Origin of the sequence: Halomonas sp. A3H3 (assembly GCF_000982975.1) — a bacterium.
GTDB classification, from domain to species: Bacteria; Pseudomonadota; Gammaproteobacteria; order Pseudomonadales; family Halomonadaceae; genus Vreelandella; species Vreelandella titanicae.
Map to the genome: position 1 here is coordinate 3,752,407 of NZ_HG423343.1, position 19,473 is coordinate 3,771,879.

Consider the following 19,473-nt stretch of genomic DNA (forward strand, 5'->3'; position numbering starts at 1 on the left):
CCAGACCCTAGTATCTACCTCTTTTCTAGGCCATCATTCCAGATATGCCAAGGACTGCCTAAGGATCGATATAATGTCTGGTAATTTCTCTATTGGGCGGCGCTGCAGCCCTCTTTTGTGTGTTTCCATAGTCGCAGCGCTAAGCGCTCCTTTCGCGTCAAGCGTAGCGGTCGCTAACCCTCAGCTAATGTCAGAAGTCGATACTCAGGCTGCTTCTGAGGTTAGCTACGCTAATTTTCAGCAGTGGCTTCGAGATTTTCGCCAGTACGCTGCAGGCCAAGGGATCAGCGAAGCCACATTAAGCAACGCCCTGGATGGCGTTCGTTATCGTGAGCGTGTGATTGAACTCGACGGCTACCAGCCCGAATTTGTTCGCCCTATTTGGGAGTATCTGGATACCGCGGTTTCATCCACGCGTATTACTAACGGTCAAGAAAAGCTGGCTGATCACCGTGACACTGCTCAGCAAATGGAGCAGCGCTATGGGGTGCCAGCAGAAATAATCGTCGCCATTTGGGGCATCGAAAGTAACTATGGCAGTAATTTTGGCGATTTTTCGACGTTGGAGTCTCTGGCCACGCTGGCTTACGATGGTCGACGCCGTGACTTTGCTCGAGGTGAGCTGCTCGCGGCGTTACGGATTATTGATCAAGGTGATATCGCTGCTGAAGACATGAAGGGCTCCTGGGCTGGGGCGATGGGACATACTCAGTTTATTCCCAGTAGCTTCGAAGCCTATGCCGTCGATGGCGACGGTGACGGTCGGCGCGATATTTGGGACAGCATCCCCGATGTCATGGCATCAACGGCCAACTATCTTGACCGAGCCGGATGGCAAACCGGTCAACCCTGGGGTATTGAGGTACGCCTGCCCGAAGGGTTTGATTACGCCCAGACCGAACGCCGCAGCAGTGCCGAGTGGCGCAACCAAGGCGTACAGGCGCAGCAGGGCGAATTGCCGAACTTCGATAGCGCCGCTATCGTGGTACCCGCTGGCGCTAATGGCCCTGCATTTTTGGTAGGTGCTAATTTCCGTGCGATTTTACGCTATAACAATGCCACCAGTTATGCACTGGCCGTTGCGACTTTAGGCGATGCGATCGCTGGACGCGAGGGCATTCAGCACAGCTGGCCCCGGGATCAAGCGCCACTTACTCGTGACGATGTTCAAGAACTTCAGCGCGCGTTGAACCGGGTAGGATACTCTGTAGGCGGCGCGGACGGCATTATGGGGCCCAACACCCGGCAAGGTTTGCGGAACTTTCAGCGTGATCAAGGGTTAATACCGGATGGGTTTGCGACCCAGGAGCTACTTGAACAGCTACGCCAGCGTTCGCAGTAAGCAGTGTTAAAAGGGTGCTTCTAATTTCCAAGGATGATGTTATGCAGTTGATAGATAAGATGTTTTTTAACAGAGTGATGTTAGGTGCCGTGTTGTTAGGTTCTGGTCTGTCTGCTTCCATGGCGATGGCAGATGATGACCAGGTATTCGGCTGGGTTGAAAAAGCCACCCTGCAACCCTGGGATATCGAGGTAAAAGCCAAGCTCGATAGCGGAGCATTAACCTCTTCATTAGACGCTCGCGATATAGAGATGTTCGAGCAGGGTGACGAGGAGTGGGTGCGCTTTCGTTTGAAGCTTGAAGATCAAGCAAGCGGAGACGTATTCAGCGACCAAATTGAGCGGCCGCTTTATCGAGAATTGGCTGTTCGCGGAGCAGGCGGCCGCGACGAGCGTCCCGTGGTGTTGTTGGAAGTTTGTATGGGCGACACCATTTACGAAGAGCAGTTTAGTCTACGTGACCGTGAAGAAATGAACTATCCGCTGCTGCTCGGTCGTCGTACCATTAGCCACCTTGGCTTGCTGGATGTGCGTGAAACCTTCTTGCAGGAGCCCGAGTGTGGGGAAAACTCTACCGTTGTGCCCCACGACCCAGAAGATGAACAGTCCTAACTTACCTATCGATAAATGCTTAAAACAGCCGTGATAGAAGCGCGGTCACGGCTGTTTCAACGCGTAAAATGCGCGGGCCTAGATGCATACCCTCGCAACCTGCTAGCATTAGTTGCTCTACCTCCCAAGCAATAAAACCGCCCTCAGGGCCTACCAATAGCAGGGTAGGTTCACTTATGTCTCTTGGGCAAGCGTTGGGCATGCCAGGATGGGCTACGAGTCCGCGGCGTTCGCTGAGTAAGCCAGGCAGTTGCTGCTCCAAAAAAGGACGAAAGCCTTTGCTCAGGGTGACCGATGGTAGCTGGGTGTCGCGGGCTTGCTCTAAGCCGAGTACCAAGTGCTGGTGGATTTTCTCCGGGCGTAACTCAGGGGATTGCCAGTAGCTCTTCTCAACCCGTTTAGTATGTAGCAGGGTGATCTCTTTGACGCCTAGTGCCGTCACATGCTCTAACGTACGCGCCAACATACGGGGACGGGGCAGAGCCAATGCCAAATGTACGGGTAACGGTGGCGGCGGTGGCTCATCAAGGTTTTCTAATTGGAAATACGCGCGCTCAGCGTTGAGCTCTTTTAGCATCGCTTTGCCCATGGCGCCGCCTTGCACACCCACGGTGAGCCGGTCGCCATGTGCGGATCGATGGACATCACGAAGGTGTTTTAGTCGGCGTGGATCGGTGATGCAGACGTGGCCGTCATTGGTGAGATCGTTGGGATTGAGCAGAATCAAATTCATAATGATGGTCTATTGGTCACAAAGCAGGCACGGTACGCCTTGCTAAACTATTAAGGTGGCTTGCATAGGCGCGTGGTGCAGGCACAATATCAGCAACGGAACCAGTAACGGGAATAAAAAAGTCCCTATCGCGTTTAAGGAGATGCGCCGTGCGCGTAATTCGCAAATATGCAAACCGCAGGTTGTACGATACTCAGCAGAGTCGTTATGTGACGCTGGAAGACCTGCGTCGGTTAATCATCGAAGAAGAGCCGTTCAGGGTGGAAGATGCCAAAAGCGGAGAAGACCTGACGCGGACTATTCTGCTCTCTATCATTATTGAGCAGGAGCAAGCGGATAGCGAAGCGGAAGTGTTTTCAAACGATCTTCTAGCGCAGCTTATCCGGGTTTACGATATGACCTCACCGTTGCCGCTGTCGCGTTACCTCGAACAGGGTACGCAACTGATGTTGGAGCAGCAGAAACGTTTGCAGAGCCAGTGGAAACAGGCAATGCGCAACACGCCGTTAGAATTTATGCGTGAGCTTGCCGAAGAGAACATGCGCTTTTGGCAAAATACCTTGAATCAGCCGGGTCAAGCCGATGAGTCGAGTGATGCTGAGCAGCCTGAGAGCGATAGCAACGATACCAGCAAAGATAACAAACCCTCCTCCTGACCCCACTTGGTGCTGCGCTGTGGCATAATGCCGCCGATATACGCTCTCCCGTTTGAGAAGGATGCACATGAAGGTTTTGATGATAGGCGGCGGTGGTCGCGAGCACGCCCTGGCTTGGAAATTGGCGCAATCTACCCAGGTTGAGCAGGTCTTTGTCGCCCCCGGCAATGCCGGCACCGCGGCGGAAGCGAAGCTGACCAACGTAGCGATTGCCGCAACGGATCTCGACAGCCTGGTCGCTTTTGCCCGTGATGAGCAGATTGGCTTGACCGTGGTGGGGCCGGAGGCTCCCTTGGTTGAAGGTGTTGTTGACCGGTTCCAAGCGGCCGGTCTGACTATCTTTGGCCCTACTCAGGCGGCTGCTCAGTTGGAAGGCTCAAAATCATTTACCAAGGACTTCCTGGCCCGTCATGATATTCCTTCGGCTGACTACCAAACGTTTACTGACGTAGACTCTGCGCTTGCCTATTTAAGCAAAATGGGCGCACCCATTGTGATTAAGGCGGATGGCCTAGCAGCGGGCAAAGGCGTCATCGTGGCGCTGAGTGAAGCCGAAGCTGAGGCTGCTATTCGCGATATGCTGGAGGCCAATGCCTTCGGCGGTGCAGGCGCTCGCGTGGTTATCGAAGAGTTTCTGGAGGGCGAAGAGGCGAGCTTTATTGTCATGGTGGACGGCGAGCATGTGGTACCCATGGCCACCAGCCAAGACCACAAACGCGCTTATGATGGTGATACCGGCCCTAATACCGGCGGTATGGGCGCCTATTCACCAGCGCCTGTGGTCACGCCCGAGGTTGATGCACGTATCATGGAGCAGGTCATTCTGCCCACCGTGAGGGGCATGGCTGCAGAAGGCAATGCTTATACAGGGTTCTTATATGCAGGCCTGATGATCGACGCGGCGGGTAACCCCAAGGTTATTGAGTACAACTGCCGCTTTGGTGATCCTGAAACTCAGCCAATCATGCTGCGCTTAACCTCTGACTTCGCTGAGCTTTGCTTAGCGGGTGCCCAGGGCAAGCTGGATGGGCAACGCTGCGAATGGGATTCCCGTGCAGCGGTGGGCGTGGTGCTGGCGGCCGGAGGCTACCCTGGCAGCTACCGCAAGGGTGACGTGATTCACGGTTTAGCTGCGGCTGAAGAAACGGGCTGCAAAGTGTTCCACGCCGGTACCGCGCAGGATTCCCAGGGCGAGATTATTACGGCAGGTGGCCGTGTGCTGTGTGTAACGGCATTGGGCAATAGCGTCTCAGCGGCGCAGCAGCAAGCGTACCAAGGCGTTAATGCTATTCACTGGGACGGCGTCGAGTGTCGCCGTGATATCGCCTTCAGGGCGATTGCCCGAGAGGAGTAAGCACGCCTTACGCTAAGCTAATACTGACGAGGAAACAGGGCATGGAGCGTGTCAAGCTGGACTTTCCCGCTGAGGCGGTCATACATCGTCACCCCTTGACCGTGAGGGTAACCGATATGAACTACGGCCGTCACTTGGGGCATGATGCGCTGGTATCACTGCTCCACGAGGCGCGCATTCAAGCCTTTGCTGCACTGGATCTGCCTGAGTGGGATATGCAGGGATACCCTTCGGTGGTCGCTGATCTCGCCGTTCAGTATCAAAGTGAAGCGCGCTGGCCCGATGGCCTAACGATTGCCACCGCTGTACCCGAGCCCCAAGGCAAAGCGTTGACGATCTATCAGCGCATCTACCAGGCAGATTCTCAGCAGGTAGTCGCTACCGCACGGATCAATCAGCTACTGATTGATCGTGCTACTGGGCGTCCTGTCGAAGTACCCGAGCAGGTTAAACAAGCGCTTTCCCACGCGAGGTATGGCTGATGTCTCGGGAGTATCCGATTATCGCGGTAACCGGTTCCTCAGGGGCGGGTACCACCACCGTGAAGCGCAGCTTTGAGCGCATGTTTCTGCGCGAAGATGTGCATGCAGCAATGGTCGATGGCGATGCCTTTCACCGCTATACCCGTGATGACCTGCACCGCATCTTCCGAGAAGAGCCAGAACGCAAAGACGAACTTTCGCATTTTGCCGTAGAGGCGAATTTGCTGGATCGTCTGGAAGGGTTGTTTAGTGAGTATGGCGAACACGGTTCGGGGACTTTTCGGCACTATATCCATGCTGAGGATAAGCAGAAAATTGAAGCAGGCTGCCGGGTAGGTACTTTCACCGAGTGGCAGTCGCTTCCCTGTGGTACCGACCTGCTGTTTTATGAAGGTTTACATGGTGGGCTGGTCACTGAGGAGTATGACATTGCCCGCCATGTGGATCTGTTGGTTGGTGTGGCGCCAACCATGAATCTTGAATGGATTCAAAAGATCGACCGTGACACTAAGCTGCGGGGCTACTCACAAGAAGCGGTCATTGACACTATCCTGGGTCGGATGGATGACTATGTGCGCTACATCCAACCGCAGTTTTCGCGTACTCATATCAATTTTCAACGTGTGCCCACCGTCGATACCTCTAACCCCTTTGAAGTTCAGGATATTCCCACCGACGCTGAGTCGTTCGTGGTCATCCGTTTTCGTGATCCCTCCACCGTTGATTTCCCTTGGCTGCTGGCGATGATTAAGGACTCGTTTATGACCCGTCCGCACACGTTGGTGGTGCCGGGGGCGCGGATGTCGCTGGCGATGGAGTTGATTCTTGCCCCCTTGGTTAGGCATCTTCTTTCCCAGAGACGATTTCGTTAAAAGGTCGTGGGCTTGAAGCTACCTCTCACCGGTGCAATTCATCGGTGCAATCATCAGACTGGCAGAGATAATTCGACACTTAAGTGGCAAGTAGTTAATAAAGGAGAGCTGTATGGATTGTCTGTTTTGTAAAATCATTAACCGTGAAATTCCCGCTGATATCGTTTATGAAGATGACCACGTGTTGGCATTCAATGATATTGGCCCCCAGGCGCCTACTCATCAGCTAATCATTCCTAAAAAGCATATCGCCACGCTCAATGATATCGATGAGGCTGATATTGCCACAGTAGGGCGGCTTCAGTTTACCGCCGCCAAGCTTGCCCGCGAGCAGGGGTTTGCTGAAGATGGCTACCGCGTGGTGATGAACTGCAACGAAATGGGCGGACAAACGGTCTACCATATTCATATGCATCTACTCGGTGGGCGTGCATTCACATGGCCTGCCGGTTGAGTTCGGCAGATCGCTATCGCAAGTCAACGGAGTGTTGCCATGGATCGTCAACAGAGTCGTTCAGATCGCCTGATACATCAGTTCGATACCGTTTTACGAACGCTTATGCCACACGCTGCTTCACCACAGCGCACCAGCCCCGCTGAAGGTGTGGCTGAGGGAACGTTCGACGATCAAGAACGCCGCCATGCAGCAGGTTTGATGCGTATCAACCATTCTGGTGAGGTGTGTGTTCAAGCGCTGTATCAGGGGCAGGGCGTGACCGCTAAACTTCCTCATGTGCGTCACCAGATGGAGCAGTCGGCGCTAGAGGAGATCGACCATCTTGCCTGGTGTGATGAGCGTCTAGAGCAGTTGCAGAGCCGAACAAGCTGCTTAAACCCGTTGTTTTATGCCGCTTCCTTTGGCATTGGCGCGGCCACTGGGGCGGTCAGTGATCGTATTAGTTTGGGATTGGTTGCCGCGACCGAAGAGCAGGTAGGTAAGCATCTTGATTCACACCAACAGTCGCTACCCCGTGGTGACAACCGCTCCCGCGCCATACTGCGCCAGATGGCAGTTGATGAAGCTCACCATGCTCAGCTTGCCTTAGAAGCGGGGGGCGTTCGCTTTCCGGCACCGGTGAAGTGGGGCATACGGCTGGCCTCTAAGGTAATGACTAAAAGCGCCTATCATCTCTGAGACATATTCACGTTGCATAATGGGTTAAGTGGCGGTGTAGGGAAGTCGTTACCAAGGAGAGGAGCAAGAAGATGCTAGGCAATGCAGTGCTGTTTTTAATTATTGCGATCATCGCTGGGGCGGTCGGTTTTTCTGGCATTGCCGGGGCGGCGTCCACCATTGCGCAAATTTTGTTTGTGCTGTTTCTTATTTTGTTTCTTGTGTCATTTTTTACCGGCCGCAGACGTTAGGGCTTTGCGCTAGCGTCAGTGCAAACACAAACTAAAAGGCCCCGCTCTGCGGGGCCTTTTGCTGTCAGCATTGACTGCCAGCGTGATGCTAATGATTAAGCATCAATACGCTTATACTTCATGCGCTTAGGCGTATCGTTTCCGACCCGCTTTCTATGATCCTCTTCGTACTCCGCGTAGTTGCCTTCAAATAAGACCACTTCAGAGTCACCTTCAAAGGCCATAATGTGCGTGGCGATACGGTCAAGGAACCAACGATCGTGAGAGATCACCATAGCGCAGCCCGGGAAGGCTAGAAGCGCGTCCTCCAGTGCCCGCAGGGTTTCAATATCCAGGTCGTTGGAGGGCTCATCGAGCAGCAGCACGTTAGCGCCTTGCTTGAGCGTTTGGGCAAGCTGTAAGCGACCGCGCTCACCACCGGAAAGCTCCGACAAACGCTTCTGCTGGTCGTTACCCTTAAAGTTGAAGCGACCCACATAGGCACGCGAGGAGACTTCGTAGCCGTTAATATTAAGGATATCCTGACCATCCGAAACGGCTTCCCACACGCTCTGCTTGTCATCTAAGCCGTCGCGTAGCTGTTCGACGTAAGCGATATCGACCGTTTCACCCACCAGGACTTCGCCTTCGTCCGGCTGCTCTTTACCGGTAATCAGTTTAAAGAGCGTCGATTTACCCGCACCGTTACCACCGACGATACCAACGATCGCACCCTGGGGAATGGTGAAGGAGAGGTTCTGGTAGAGCAGCTTGTCATCGAAGCGTTTAGCCACATCACGAAACTCAATGACGTTATCGCCCAGGCGCGGGCCAGGCGGAATATAAATTTCATTGGTCTCATTACGCTTTTGGAAGTCGCCAGACTGCATCTCTTCAAAGCGGTTGAGGCGTGCTTTGCTCTTTGCCTGGCGGCCTTTGGCGTTACTGCGCACCCACTCAAGCTCTTGCTTGATGGCTTTCTGACGCGAGGCTTCCTGCTTGGCTTCCTGGTTCAAACGCTGATCTTTCTGCTCCAGCCACTGGGAGTAGTTACCCTCGAAGGGTATGCCTTGGCCACGATCAAGCTCCAAAATCCAACCCGCCACGTTGTCCAGGAAGTAGCGGTCGTGGGTGATCGCCACTACTGTACCGTTATAGTCGTGAAGGAAGCGTTCAAGCCAAGCCACCGATTCTGCATCCAGGTGGTTGGTAGGCTCGTCAAGCAGCAGCATATCGGGGCTGGAGAGCAGTAAGCGGCAGAGTGCTACACGACGGCGCTCACCACCTGAGAGGTTACCCACTTTGGCATCCCAGGGGGGGAGTCGCAGTGCTTCGGCAGCAACGTCAAGTTTGCGTTCCAGGTTATGCGCATCAGCAGCTTCGATAATATTTTCAAGCCGGGCCTGCTCGCTGGCTAGCGCATCAAAGTCGGCGTCGGGCTCTGCGTAGGCCGCATACACCCCATCCAACTTCTCCTGGGCATCTTTGATCGCCCCCAGTGCTTCTTCGACGGTGTCGCGGACGTTTTTCTCGTCATCTAGCTGCGGCTCCTGTGGAAGGTAGCCAACATTGATGCCAGGCATCGGACGAGCTTCACCTTCAAACTCTTTATCGACACCGGCCATAATGCGCAGCAGTGTGGATTTGCCCGAACCGTTAAGCCCCAGAACGCCGATTTTGGCGCCAGGGAAAAACGAGAGCGAAATATCCTTGAGAATTTGCTTTTTGGGCGGCACTACTTTGCCAACCCGGTTCATGGTGAAAACGTATTGCGCCATGGAGATCCGTTAAGTTGTTGAAAAGAAGAAAGCGACAGCAGCAGACTGCTGGCTCTTATTGCTGGCTGAAGCGTGATGATAGTGGTCTGCACCAGGAAAGGCTAGGCTACTTGAGGTGTTGGCTAGCCAGGCCCGCTCATTTGCTGAGAAGGCCAAGCTGCTCAAGGATTACTCTTCTTCGTCCCAGTCATCTTCGATGGCGCGCTGAAGTCGTCGCTCTTCCAACCACGCCTCGACTTGGCGCCGCGCGCGTAAGCTGTCAGCTTTGCTCGGTTTGCTTCTGTTGTAGTGGTCGTCATTGACGGCGTCTAAGCTTTCGAACTCATCTGAGTCGAGTGTTTCGTTGCCTAAGGTTTCATGACTTAGGGTCTCACGACTTAGGGGATCACGGCTCATGTGATGTCCTCCAACCCAGCCGGCGTGCCGGCGTAACAACGGCTTCACGCGAGTACATGTGCAGTTTATTAAACACATGCCAACTGCAAAGTGAAGCGCCTAGCGCAATTCAAGCGCCTTGCCGCTATATAACGCCAGTTGGGATGAAGTTCAAGCTTTATAGTTTTTTTTAGTGAGAAAGTTAATGATTAGCTGTTTTCTCGCTGCTTTTGTAACTCCGCTAGCGCAAGCTGTGTTTCTACACGCTCCGTTACATCTTTTTGCACGCCAATGTAATACATCAGCTTGTCTGCTTCGTCATAGACCGGCGTAATGGAAAGTTCATTCCAAAACATGGTGCCGTCTTTGCGATAATTACGCAGTACTTCTCGAGAAGGTCGGCCCTCGTTTAGCGCATCTCGAATGGCGACAAGCGCGTCCTGGTCGCGGTCTTCGTTCTGTAAAAAGCGGCAATCGCGATACAGAATTTCATCAGCACTATAGCCCGTCAAGCGCTCAAAGCCTTTGTTGACGTAGATGAGGATATTTTCATCCCCTTCCTGTTCGGCAACGACAATGCCGTCTTCCGATGCGTCAACAATACGTTCGAGCAATTCTGGACTGATCAATGGAGATCGTTTCATCAAGGGGTTCCTGTTGCAGCTCCAATCCTTTCCGTCGTTCACAGTCGCTTTCGCCCATGAGCTAACGGAGTTTCCAATCACTTATTATAGGCAGCATAGCAAAGGCGCCACTACATCACTGCTATTCGGCCCTATCATGGCGAGCGTTGTCACGCATTGCAATCGCGAACGCTACGCTAATGTAGGTAGAGCTCTCGATAGCACGCTTGAATACATGTGGTTACCAGTGGCGCGTCACTCGACTTCAGGTAATTGATGGGTGCTAAGTATGGCCCCCACGGCGGTAGCCGCTAGCATGAGGAGTAATGTGCCGCTACCAAACCACTGGGCAAAGGCGCCAATAAGGCCACCTACAATCAACATTAATACGCCGGTTAAGGTATTCGAGAGCGCCACGTAAAGCGCACGATTATCTTGGCTGGCCATATCGACGAGGTAGGTTTTACGCCCTAAGCGTACGCCGTGGTGAACAATCACGAGTAGTGCATAAACTGCCGCATAGGGCCATATGCTGTGTGTCCACTCGCCGGGTAACCAAGCTAAACTAGCGCCCATTATGCAGCAAATGGCGGTACCGATCGCCGCATCGCGCATCACGCCACGGCTCGACTGATCCGCCCGTTTCCCCCATACCGGGCTAGCTACCATCGCGGCCAGCCCCGACACCACAATCAGTATGCCCAGGCCTCCCAGGTCGGTGCCGCTTTGGTTTTGCCCTAGCAGGGCGATGTAGGGTAGGGCGAGTGCACTTGAGAGCAGCAGCGCCCTGGCAAGGTTGAAGTGTAAAAAAGTACGGTCATCTTTTAACAGCGACAGTCCCTGTTTAATACTGTCCCAGCCGTTTTCGCCGCCTTCTACTGCCCCAGGGGCTTCTTTGATGCGTGCGGCGGCGATGGCATTGATTAGCCACCCGCAGGCAGCTATGGCCAGCAGTATCGCCACCACTAAATGGCCGGGTCGGCTCTCAAACAACATTAGCAGTGTCCCAGCGACCAGCGTTGCACCACCAGCAATGCTGCCGCTCCAGCCCATTAGCGTACCGCGGCGGCGCTTGGCAATGGTTTTGCCCAGCACATCTTTTGTGGCAATTGAGGATAAGCCACGTGCCAGTGAGAGCAGAACTAATGCTGTGAGCACTAACGCTCCGCCCAAGGTGCCGGTGGCGAACAACGCCAGTACGGCAAGCGTTAAGGCAGCGAAGGCTTGGGTCAGCGCGCCGACCACCCACACCCATTTGCGCTTAGGTTTTAAGCGAATAAACCCCGCTACGAAGATTTGCGGCAGCAGGGCACCCGATTCTCGGATGGGGACCAGCAGACCTACCATCCAGATGGGAGCGCCAATAATGCCCATCAGCCAGGGTAAGACTAAACGCGCGCTCGACAGCTCGTCAGCCAGTTTATTGCCCAAAGAGGCCCATATATGTAGAAAAAAATTACGCGGTTGTTCGTCGCAGGCGCTTTCAGGTATGTCGTCGCACATGCGGCTGTCGTCATCGCCCGTTAGCCACTCATACAGGCGAGTTTGTGAAACGTTATGTTCGGCCATTGGGACTCCTTCTTAATCGACCTATCTCAAGCGACCTGTCTCAAGAGAGCTATTTCAAGAGAGCTATCTCAAGCCATCTCAAAATGACAGAATATCCTTTTAGAATGCCACATTAACTTGCCTGGGAGATCAGGGATGTCACGTATTCAAATCCGTTATTGCACGCAATGCCAATGGCTGCTGCGCAGTGGTTGGTATGCACAGGAGTTGCTCTCAACCTTTGGTGAAGATTTAAGCGAGGTCTCATTAGCCCCTTCCCATGGCGGTACGTTCGAGATCTGGTGTGATGATCTGCTGTTATGGGAGCGCAAGCGCGATGGCGGTTTCCCAGATATCAAGCTTCTTAAGCAGCGTGTACGCGACCAGTTGGAGCCGGGTCGAGATTTAGGGCATATCGACCGATGAATCAGGATAGGCAAGCAATCCTGTTTGGCTTAGGGGCCGTCGCATTATGGTCGACGGTGGCAACGGCCTTCAAAGTGGCACTCGCTTGGATGAGCCCTCTAGAGCTGATGTGGCTCGCAGCGCTTGTTTCTTGGGCACTGATGGGGGCGCTGGTCATCAAGCAGGGAAATATCGCCACAGCGTTGCGCACCGGTTGGAAGACAGCAGCGTGGGCAGGGCTTATGAACCCAGTGGCTTATTATTTGGTGCTCTTCGCCGCCTATGACCGTCTCCCAGGGCAAGAGGCGATGGCACTAAATTACACCTGGGCCTTAGCGATGGCGTTTTTGGCCGTGCCTTTGCTCGGGCAGCGCTTAACGCGTATGGATATTGTTGCTGGGCTGGTCGCCTACGCAGGCGTATGGGTGATAGCAACACGAGGCGCGGTTTTAAATGTCTCTTTTGCCGACCCGTTAGGGGTCGTGCTGGCACTCGCTTCGACTCTTCTTTGGGCGCTGTATTGGCTGCTTAATGCGCGGGATAGCCGACCACCCCTTGTTGGCCAGTGGCAAAACTTTAGCGTTGGCCTACCTGTGTTGACCCTATTGCTATTACTGGGCCCTGGTTACCAGTGGCACGGTTGGCCTGCCTTTGGTGCTGGTGTGTATGTGGGGCTATTTGAAATGGGGGTGGCCTTCATTCTGTGGCAGTTGGCAGTGCATAAAGTGTCGCGCACGGCCAAAGTCTCCAACCTGATTTTTCTCTCACCTCCTGTATCACTGCTGTTACTTTTCCTGGTAGTGGGAGAGCCTATTTTGCCTTCAACGTTGATTGGGCTAGTGCTGATACTGCTGGGTCTCGGGCTGCAACAAGCACAGAAAAACGAATAATTCTGAATATTTTTTTGTGTTTTAATGGTGTTCTTATTGTAATTTTTTGTGACATTTGGTTTTATAGCCTCAGGATGAGTAGGAAATTAACTAAATTAGGCTAAGCTCAGCTAATTAAGTTTTATCTACCATGTGTTTACTTCAAAAATTGGGCGCTCGTAGAGGGACACAGGCTCACTTCGGGATGAGACTTCGCGGGCTTACGCTTGAAGCAATAGTGCAGCATGGCTCAATGGGTCACACGAATAATGAGCTGCGTGCGATGAGTGCCACATCATAGGGAACGCTGACGATGAAAAAAAATGCCGTATCGAGACTAAAAAAAACCTTCTGTCACCATGTTTTTAAGCCGCTGACAATGACCACGTTAGCGTGTGTCCCGCTTACGGCATTAGCGCAGTCGCTACCCGCTAGCCTCTACGCGCCAGGTGCCACTGATCTTCCCAGTACTATTCAACAAACGATCATTACTAATCCCGATGTAAACGCTGCATGGGCGAACTTTAGCGCTTCTGGGAGCGATGTCAGAGTCGCAAAGGGTAATTATTTGCCTTCTATTGATATCTCTGCGGGCGTGGGTCGGCAAGACCAGCAAAATGATGGGCGCGGAAGCTATAGCAGTGACTTTGCTGAGCTCACGCTCACCCAAATGGTGTTTGATGGGTTTGCCACCCGTAGCGAAGTAGAGCGTTTGGATCGCACTCGGCTGATTGCCTATTTTGAGCTGCTGGGTGCAAGTGAAGAGGTGACGCTTGAAGCTTTTCGCACCTACCTTGATGTGCTTCGCTACCGCGAGATGGTGCGTTTAGCTCAAGATAATTACCGCGAACACCAACGTGTGTTCTCGCAAATTGAAGAGCGTGCGCTTTCCGGGGCGGGCCGTGGCGTTGACCTAGAGCAAATTAGCGGCCGTTTGGCATTAGCCGAATCCAACTTGATGACCGAGGCGTCGAACCTGCACGATGTAACGGCTCGCTATCAGCGTATCGTAGGCGAACTTCCTCCTCAGAATATGTCGCCTGCACCTAGCTTGGCCGATGAACTACCCGCTGGTGTCAACCAAGCGATCGAAATGGCATTTGAGGGGAACCCTGAGTTCCATGCCGCGATTGAAAATATTGCTGTGCAACGTGCGGAACAAGAGGCTGCGAAGGCCGCCTTTATGCCCCGCCTGGATATACAGGGACGTACGGGCACCAATAATCAAGACGACTCGATAGCTGGGCGCAGTGATGAGCACAGTATTCAACTGGTCGCCAGCATGAACCTCTATCGCGGTGGTTCTGATAGTGCAGCTTTTGATGCGGCGGCCACGCGTATTGAACAAGCTGTCAACCAGCGCGAAACGGCCTGTACAAACGTACGTCAAACCACGCAAATTGCTTATAACGATACCCAGCGTTTGGGTGAGCAATTGAGCTATCTGAATGATCATCGCCAATCGATCAACCGGGTTCGTGGGGCTTACCAGCAGCAGTTTGATATTGGTCAACGTACTTTGTTGGACGTGCTTGATAGTGAAAACGAGTACTTCGAAGCCAGTCGAGCCTACGCGAATGCAGAGTTTGACTTAACTTTGGCTCAAGCGCGTACGCTAGCAGCAATGGGGCAACTTATGCACACCCTTGAAGTGGTGCGTGACGATATCCCCACTCTTGACGAATTGGGGTACGACGACGCCACACTTAGCGCTGAGATGGCCTGTGGAACGGAAGGGCCTCGTGGCTTTAATTTAGAAGACTTTACGCGCGGTATTTCTTCGCTACCCACTCAAGTAGATATGATAGCTTTGTCTTATTCCGCCAATGAGGAGCCAGTCATTACTTCTCAAAATCTACAATTGAGTCACGAGGATACGTTTGTCACTAACGGCTAACGTGTCTGGATGTTTCTGTATAAAAAAACAGGGTTGTTCGTCGTCTGGCGGCGAAGGATTAGCGGCTTTCGCTAATCATAGGGGAAATAGATGCCTAAATAGGCATTAGGGGAATGAGGTCTCTGTGACACAAACCAAGCTGGAAAGGCCGGCCGCTGCAAATGCTAGCGAGCAGCCAGTAGGCGATGAGTTACTCGAATGTTTGAAAGCGGTTGCCTCATTTCATCAGCATGAGGTGTCATCAGAGGCCCTTAGAGCTGGCTTGCCCTTGGAGCAGGGCAAGCTAACGCCTTCCGTATTTGGTAGGGCTGCCTCCCGTGCTGGACTGACGGCGCGAATTGTTAAAAGCAAGCTGTCGGCGCTTAACCCAGCGCTCTTCCCCGCTATTCTATTGTTGGAACCAGGTAGGGCGTGCGTGCTGTTGGGAATTGATCTCAAACAGCAAAAAGCGAACGTCATTTTTCCTGAACTATCTGAATCAAACGTTGAACTGCCCCTAGATGAACTCTATGCGGGCTATAGCGGTGAAGCTATATACGTTCGTCCTAAGTTTCTAGTGGATAACGCGTCTGAACCAGGCGTCAAGAAGCGCCGCGACCAGCACTGGTTTTGGGGCGTCATTCGCGAAAATAGATCTCTCTACCGCGATATCGTGTTGGGGTCGGTGGCGATCAATGTGTTCGCCATCGCCATGCCGCTGTTCGTGCTTAACGTCTATGACCGAGTAGTGCCCAATCAGGCAACGGAAACGCTATGGGTGCTGGCAATAGGCATCTTTATAGTGCTGTGCTTTGATTTGGTACTCAGGCTAATGCGCAGCAGCTTTGTCGACTTAGCTGCTAGCCGTGCGGATGTGAAGCTCTCTTCCTCAATCATGGCTAAAGCATTGGGCCTTCGTTTAGAAGAGCGCCCCGCATCAACCGGCTCGTTCACTTCGACGCTCCAGTCTTTTGAGTCGGTACGCGCGTTTATTGGTTCTGCGACCATTCTGGGGATTGTCGATCTTCCGTTCGTACTGATGTTTGCGGCGATTATCGCGCTGATTAATCCCTGGCTAGTGCTGCCGGTATTGGTGGGCATCGTGTTTGTGCTGCTCTACGCGCTGGCTGCTCAGGGTAAGCTTCATGAACTTTCTCAAACTACCTGGGAAGTCGGCGCACAGCGCAACTCACTGTTGGTGGAGTCTATTTCCCAATTAGAAAATGTTAAGGCCCTGCGGGCTGAAAGCCGTATCCAGCGCCATTGGGAAAAATCATCGGCCTTCCTTTCCCGTACTGGCGCGCAGCTTAAGATGGTGAGCACCTCAGTCTCCAGCGTGGCCCAGTGGGCGCAGCACAGTGTGGCGGTGTGCGTCATTATCGTCGGTGTGTATCAAATCATCGAAGGTAACCTCACCCAGGGTGGGTTGATTGCCGCTTATATGCTCTCTTCCCGGGCGATGGCACCTATAAGTCAGGCTGCAGCGCTGCTGGCGCAATATCATCAATCCTCCACGGCGCTTGAGTCACTCAATGCGGTAATGGATAAGAAGGTTGAGCGCCATGAAGGCAAGGCTTATGTAGAAAAGCCCAGCTTCGCCGGCAATATACGCCTTGAGAAAGTCACTCTTCGTTACCCCAATGAAGAGCGCGAGGCGCTAAAGGATGTATCGATAACTGTCAAAGCCGGTGAGAAAGTTGCGCTACTTGGCCGCATTGGTTGCGGCAAATCTTCATTAAACAAGCTAGTGCTAGGGTTTTATCAGCCAACCTCGGGGGCCGTGCTGGTTGATAACGTGGATATTCGCCAGTTAGACCCACTGCAGCTGCGCCGTCATATTGGCTATGTTCCTCAAGACGTTAGCCTGTTTTCAGGATCTCTGCGGGACAATATTGTGGCGGGTGGCGGTAGCGACCGCGTTGAGGATGAGGCATTGCTTAGAGCGATTGACTTGGCCGGCCTAGAGTCACTCGTCAACAACCATCCACATGGCGTGGATTTGCAAGTAGGTGAACGCGGCCAAGCACTTTCCGGCGGGCAAAAACAGTCTGTCGCCATTGCCCGTGCGCTAGTGCAGGATCCGCCTATTTTGCTGTTAGATGAACCGACAAGCTCTATGGATAATGCTAGCGAAGAAGCGTTTAAAGCCAACCTTAAAAACGTCGCTGCTGGCAAAACCATCCTAGTGGTCACGCACCGTACCTCGCTCCTCTCATTGGTCGACCGAATTATTGTCATGGATGCCGGCAAGGTCGTGGCGGATGGCCCGAGGGATACAGTGGTAGAGGCATTGCGTAAAGGCCAGATCGGGAGGGCATCGTAATGGCGCGTAAACCCTCTTCCACGACCGAGCAAAAAGGTTTTGACGCCATTGGCCGTTTCTCAGAAAAAGGCCAAAAACCATTTCGCCCTTTTATGGATCGGTTGTTTGCCAAGCGTGTGACCTCTGCCCACCTAAACCGCGATTGGGCAAGCGATACCGACTGGGCGCGTATGCAGCAAGAGCCCATTCGTGCACGGTTATTCCTCTATACCGTCCTGCTCACTGTGGTTGCGTTGTTAGTGTGGGCGTATTTTGCTTCTATCGATGAAGTAACCCGTGGGGCAGGGCGAGTGATCCCTGCAAGCCAACTACAGCGTATCCAGTCTTTTGATGGTGGCGTTGTTGAACAGATCTTTATTCGCGAAGGGCAGGTCGTCGAGGCAGGTCAAGTGCTGATGCAGATCGACCCTACGCGCTTTGTTTCTGATTTTCGAGAAAACCGTGCCCAGCGTTATGCGCTTCAGGCGCGTGCTGAAAGGCTACGTGCGCTAGCAACGGGCACTGCGTTTGAGCCTTCCGAAGAGCTCCGTCAAGAAGTGCCTGACATTGTGATGCAAGAGCGCGAGGTTTATGAAAGCCGTCGTGAAGAGTTGCGCGAACAAGAAAATGTGCTTAATGACCGCATTCGTCAGCGTCAGGAAGAGCTGCGAGAGGCGCAAGCTCGCCGTGATACAGCCCAGCGTGAAGTCAATATGGCCAGTCAAGAGCTTAACTTGACTCGCCCGCTGTTGGCTTCGGGGGCTGTGTCTGAGGTAGAAGTGCTACGCTTAGAGAGAGATGTATCTAGTGCCACAGGGGAGCGTAACCAAGCGGATGCCGCTGTTTCACGTTTAGAGGCCGGGGTGGAAGAAGCAGAAGGGCAATTGCTGGAGCTGGGTGCCGAACGCCGGAGTGAGTGGCGGAATGATCTGGCTCAAACGTTGGGCGACCTAAATGCATTGCAACAATCGGGAACTGGTTTGCAGGATAGGGTACGACTGACCGAAATTCGCTCGCCGGTTGATGGTATTGTTCAGCGCATACATATCAACACCATAGGTGGTGTTGCTCAGCCAGGGGGAGAGGTTGTTGAAATCGTGCCTACTGACGACCAACTGCTGGTTGAGGCGCGCATCGCCCCGCAAGATATCGCCTTTTTGCATCCTGGGCAGCCTGCGACTATCAAACTGACGGCCTATGACTATGCCATTTATGGTGGCTTACAGGCCGAGCTTGAGCGTATTAGCGCCGATACCATTACTGATGATGACGGTAATACCTTCTATCAAGTGCGGGTGCGCAGTTTAGAAAACGAAAATGTCGCCGATAAACTACAAGTAATTCCCGGCATGACGGCGCAAGTGGACATAGTAACGGGCAAGCGCACAGTGATGCAGTTTATGCTGAAACCTGTCTTAAGAGCGTGGCGTGATTCCATGGGGGAACGCTGATGAAGCATTGGTTCATTACGACGGATGGAAACTTAAAAGCGCGTTGGAAAAAAGCGTTTCCCGAGATGGTAGCCTCCAAACCAGATGTGTTTATTAATAAAACACAGCCTAATGATGTGGTTTGGCTGTCTACGACTGTTGAAGGGTGGTCAGAGCTTATCGGTACCGTAACTGCCAAGGGAGCTGTTGTTGTTGTACTAAGTTACTCGCCGGATGACCGTGAGGCGTTAAGGTCACTGGATCTGGGGGCGCGGGGATATGTTCATACGCTTGCTGCGCCCGAGGTACTTAAGCAAGTGGCGTTGGTGGTCACTAACCAAGGCGTGTGGGTTGGTCAAGAGTTGCTTGCTAAGGTGCTTGGAGGCTCTTTTAAAGCGTTGCAGCAAAGGGCTGAAGGTGGCAGTTCTTTCAATACAGAGCAGCTTGGAGATTTAACCGACCGTGAACGGGGCGTTGCACTTGCTGTGGTGCGCGGCGCTACAAATAAGGAAGTCGCGCGTCAGTTAGATATTACGGAGCGTACAGTAAAAGCGCATCTTAGCGCTATTTTCAAAAAGCTGGCTGTTCGAGACCGCTTACAGCTTATTTTGAAGCTAGCACCGGTAGTGGAACGCATTCCAGAGCGCTTTTAATGTTTATAACTTAGCGCGAGCAGCGCCTCTATATGTTGCAGCGCTTATTCAATACATTTCTGTCCCTCACATTAGCCTCTATTATTGAGCAACTTAATGCCGGGTATTAAAGATTCTTCACTGTATTGCTCGCTTCCATTAAGTAAGTCGAGTGCTGAACACTCCTCCCGAGCGGCGGAAATTTCGCATGTGTTGGATAGCATGGGTGACACCGTGATGC

At 53.0% G+C, this 19,473-nt stretch carries 20 protein-coding genes; 15 read left to right on the plus strand and 5 right to left on the minus strand.

Annotated elements, in window-relative coordinates; all coding sequences use genetic code 11:
* The first annotated feature begins 73 nt into the window (after nt 1-73).
* Together HALA3H3_RS16820 and rloA3 are read left to right on the plus strand one after the other, a co-directional pair.
* A complete protein-coding gene (locus HALA3H3_RS16820; protein ID WP_022522737.1) occupies nt 74-1,342 on the plus strand; it encodes a lytic murein transglycosylase in 1,269 nt (422 codons plus the stop codon).
* Nucleotides 1,343-1,383: 41 nt separating this feature from the next.
* The gene (gene rloA3 / locus HALA3H3_RS16825) at nt 1,384-1,953 is read left to right on the plus strand and encodes a retropepsin-like aspartic peptidase RloA3 (RefSeq protein WP_022522738.1); all 570 of its coding nucleotides are present in this window, start codon (nt 1,384-1,386) and stop codon (nt 1,951-1,953) included.
* 19 nt (nt 1,954-1,972) lie between these two features.
* Here rloA3 and HALA3H3_RS16830 read toward each other — a convergent pair whose 3' ends face one another.
* On the minus strand, nt 1,973-2,686 hold the full coding sequence (locus HALA3H3_RS16830; RefSeq protein WP_022522739.1) for a 16S rRNA (uracil(1498)-N(3))-methyltransferase: 714 nt from the start codon (nt 2,684-2,686) through the stop codon (nt 1,973-1,975).
* 149 nt (nt 2,687-2,835) lie between these two features.
* Here HALA3H3_RS16830 and phaR point away from each other — a divergent pair, with 149 nt between their 5' ends.
* From phaR to HALA3H3_RS26265, 7 genes are all read left to right on the plus strand, one after another.
* Entirely contained in the window at nt 2,836-3,342 is a 507-nt protein-coding gene (gene phaR / locus HALA3H3_RS16835; RefSeq protein WP_009287676.1) for a polyhydroxyalkanoate synthesis repressor PhaR, read from the plus strand.
* 67 nt (nt 3,343-3,409) lie between these two features.
* Nucleotides 3,410-4,696: a phosphoribosylamine--glycine ligase gene (gene purD / locus HALA3H3_RS16840; protein WP_022522741.1), complete on the plus strand. Its 1,287-nt coding sequence runs from the start codon at nt 3,410-3,412 to the stop codon at nt 4,694-4,696.
* 41 nt (nt 4,697-4,737) lie between these two features.
* Nucleotides 4,738-5,178: an acyl-CoA thioesterase gene (locus tag HALA3H3_RS16845; protein ID WP_022522742.1), complete on the plus strand. Its 441-nt coding sequence runs from the start codon at nt 4,738-4,740 to the stop codon at nt 5,176-5,178.
* Nucleotides 5,178-6,050: a phosphoribulokinase gene (locus HALA3H3_RS16850; protein WP_009287678.1), complete on the plus strand. Its 873-nt coding sequence runs from the start codon at nt 5,178-5,180 to the stop codon at nt 6,048-6,050. Before HALA3H3_RS16845 ends, HALA3H3_RS16850 begins: the two co-directional genes overlap by 1 nt.
* A 112-nt stretch (nt 6,051-6,162) precedes the next feature.
* Nucleotides 6,163-6,504, plus strand: a complete 342-nt coding sequence (locus HALA3H3_RS16855; protein ID WP_022522743.1) for a histidine triad nucleotide-binding protein — start codon at nt 6,163-6,165, stop codon at nt 6,502-6,504.
* 39 nt (nt 6,505-6,543) lie between these two features.
* Nucleotides 6,544-7,185 carry a 2-polyprenyl-3-methyl-6-methoxy-1,4-benzoquinone monooxygenase gene (gene coq7 / locus HALA3H3_RS16860; RefSeq protein WP_009287679.1) on the plus strand — a complete coding sequence of 214 codons (642 nt, stop codon included), beginning with the start codon at nt 6,544-6,546 and terminating at the stop codon, nt 7,183-7,185.
* Nucleotides 7,186-7,256: 71 nt separating this feature from the next.
* Nucleotides 7,257-7,415 (plus strand): DUF1328 domain-containing protein, encoded by a 159-nt coding sequence (locus HALA3H3_RS26265; RefSeq protein WP_022522744.1) that lies wholly within the window; start codon nt 7,257-7,259, stop codon nt 7,413-7,415.
* Between the two features lie 95 nt (nt 7,416-7,510).
* On the opposite strand, the gene ettA is transcribed toward HALA3H3_RS26265, so the two are convergent.
* From ettA to HALA3H3_RS16880, 4 genes are all read right to left on the minus strand, one after another.
* Nucleotides 7,511-9,172 (minus strand): energy-dependent translational throttle protein EttA, encoded by a 1,662-nt coding sequence (ettA, locus tag HALA3H3_RS16865; protein WP_009287680.1) that lies wholly within the window; start codon nt 9,170-9,172, stop codon nt 7,511-7,513.
* Between the two features lie 168 nt (nt 9,173-9,340).
* Entirely contained in the window at nt 9,341-9,568 is a 228-nt protein-coding gene (locus HALA3H3_RS16870) for a PA3496 family putative envelope integrity protein (protein WP_022522745.1), read from the minus strand.
* A gap of 188 nt (nt 9,569-9,756) precedes the next feature.
* Nucleotides 9,757-10,191, minus strand: coding sequence for a PAS domain S-box protein (locus HALA3H3_RS16875; protein ID WP_022522746.1), 435 nt, complete (start codon nt 10,189-10,191; stop codon nt 9,757-9,759).
* A 234-nt stretch (nt 10,192-10,425) separates the two neighbouring features.
* Nucleotides 10,426-11,739 (minus strand): MFS transporter, encoded by a 1,314-nt coding sequence (locus HALA3H3_RS16880; protein ID WP_022522747.1) that lies wholly within the window; start codon nt 11,737-11,739, stop codon nt 10,426-10,428.
* 135 nt (nt 11,740-11,874) lie between these two features.
* On the opposite strand from HALA3H3_RS16880, the gene HALA3H3_RS16885 reads away from it, so the two are divergent.
* The 6 genes from HALA3H3_RS16885 (at nt 11,875) to HALA3H3_RS16910 (ending at nt 19,253) form a co-directional block, all read left to right on the plus strand.
* Nucleotides 11,875-12,144, plus strand: coding sequence for an Rdx family protein (locus tag HALA3H3_RS16885; protein ID WP_022522748.1), 270 nt, complete (start codon nt 11,875-11,877; stop codon nt 12,142-12,144).
* The gene (locus HALA3H3_RS16890) at nt 12,141-13,013 is read left to right on the plus strand and encodes a DMT family transporter (RefSeq protein ID WP_009287682.1); all 873 of its coding nucleotides are present in this window, start codon (nt 12,141-12,143) and stop codon (nt 13,011-13,013) included. Before HALA3H3_RS16885 ends, HALA3H3_RS16890 begins: the two co-directional genes overlap by 4 nt.
* A 358-nt stretch (nt 13,014-13,371) precedes the next feature.
* Nucleotides 13,372-14,889: a TolC family outer membrane protein gene (locus HALA3H3_RS16895; RefSeq protein WP_238326090.1), complete on the plus strand. Its 1,518-nt coding sequence runs from the start codon at nt 13,372-13,374 to the stop codon at nt 14,887-14,889.
* Between the two features lie 124 nt (nt 14,890-15,013).
* On the plus strand, nt 15,014-17,191 hold the full coding sequence (locus HALA3H3_RS16900; protein WP_009287684.1) for a type I secretion system permease/ATPase: 2,178 nt from the start codon (nt 15,014-15,016) through the stop codon (nt 17,189-17,191).
* On the plus strand, nt 17,191-18,621 hold the full coding sequence (locus tag HALA3H3_RS16905; protein ID WP_022522750.1) for an HlyD family type I secretion periplasmic adaptor subunit: 1,431 nt from the start codon (nt 17,191-17,193) through the stop codon (nt 18,619-18,621). The genes HALA3H3_RS16900 and HALA3H3_RS16905 overlap by 1 nt, the downstream gene beginning before the upstream one ends.
* Complete coding sequence (locus HALA3H3_RS16910) at nt 18,621-19,253, plus strand: response regulator transcription factor (RefSeq protein WP_022522751.1); 633 nt, start codon at nt 18,621-18,623, stop codon at nt 19,251-19,253. Before HALA3H3_RS16905 ends, HALA3H3_RS16910 begins: the two co-directional genes overlap by 1 nt.
* Nucleotides 19,254-19,473 lie beyond the last annotated feature (220 nt).

Excerpts from the sequence above, each read along its gene's own strand:
- HALA3H3_RS16820 (WP_022522737.1), top strand. The coding sequence starts at position 74 with ATGTCTGGTAATTTCTCTATTGGGCGGCGCTGCAGCCCTCTTTTGTGT.
- rloA3 (WP_022522738.1), top strand. The coding sequence starts at position 1,384 with ATGCAGTTGATAGATAAGATGTTTTTTAACAGAGTGATGTTAGGTGCC.
- HALA3H3_RS16830 (WP_022522739.1), bottom strand. The coding sequence starts at position 2,686 with ATGAATTTGATTCTGCTCAATCCCAACGATCTCACCAATGACGGCCAC.
- purD (WP_022522741.1), top strand. The coding sequence starts at position 3,410 with ATGAAGGTTTTGATGATAGGCGGCGGTGGTCGCGAGCACGCCCTGGCT.
- HALA3H3_RS16845 (WP_022522742.1), top strand. The coding sequence starts at position 4,738 with ATGGAGCGTGTCAAGCTGGACTTTCCCGCTGAGGCGGTCATACATCGT.
- HALA3H3_RS16850 (WP_009287678.1), top strand. The coding sequence starts at position 5,178 with ATGTCTCGGGAGTATCCGATTATCGCGGTAACCGGTTCCTCAGGGGCG.
- HALA3H3_RS16855 (WP_022522743.1), top strand. The coding sequence starts at position 6,163 with ATGGATTGTCTGTTTTGTAAAATCATTAACCGTGAAATTCCCGCTGAT.
- coq7 (WP_009287679.1), top strand. The coding sequence starts at position 6,544 with ATGGATCGTCAACAGAGTCGTTCAGATCGCCTGATACATCAGTTCGAT.
- HALA3H3_RS26265 (WP_022522744.1), top strand. The coding sequence starts at position 7,257 with ATGCTAGGCAATGCAGTGCTGTTTTTAATTATTGCGATCATCGCTGGG.
- ettA (WP_009287680.1), bottom strand. The coding sequence starts at position 9,172 with ATGGCGCAATACGTTTTCACCATGAACCGGGTTGGCAAAGTAGTGCCG.
- HALA3H3_RS16870 (WP_022522745.1), bottom strand. The coding sequence starts at position 9,568 with ATGAGCCGTGATCCCCTAAGTCGTGAGACCCTAAGTCATGAAACCTTA.
- HALA3H3_RS16875 (WP_022522746.1), bottom strand. The coding sequence starts at position 10,191 with ATGAAACGATCTCCATTGATCAGTCCAGAATTGCTCGAACGTATTGTT.
- HALA3H3_RS16880 (WP_022522747.1), bottom strand. The coding sequence starts at position 11,739 with ATGGCCGAACATAACGTTTCACAAACTCGCCTGTATGAGTGGCTAACG.
- HALA3H3_RS16885 (WP_022522748.1), top strand. The coding sequence starts at position 11,875 with ATGTCACGTATTCAAATCCGTTATTGCACGCAATGCCAATGGCTGCTG.
- HALA3H3_RS16890 (WP_009287682.1), top strand. The coding sequence starts at position 12,141 with ATGAATCAGGATAGGCAAGCAATCCTGTTTGGCTTAGGGGCCGTCGCA.
- HALA3H3_RS16895 (WP_238326090.1), top strand. The coding sequence starts at position 13,372 with ATGACCACGTTAGCGTGTGTCCCGCTTACGGCATTAGCGCAGTCGCTA.
- HALA3H3_RS16905 (WP_022522750.1), top strand. The coding sequence starts at position 17,191 with ATGGCGCGTAAACCCTCTTCCACGACCGAGCAAAAAGGTTTTGACGCC.
- HALA3H3_RS16910 (WP_022522751.1), top strand. The coding sequence starts at position 18,621 with ATGAAGCATTGGTTCATTACGACGGATGGAAACTTAAAAGCGCGTTGG.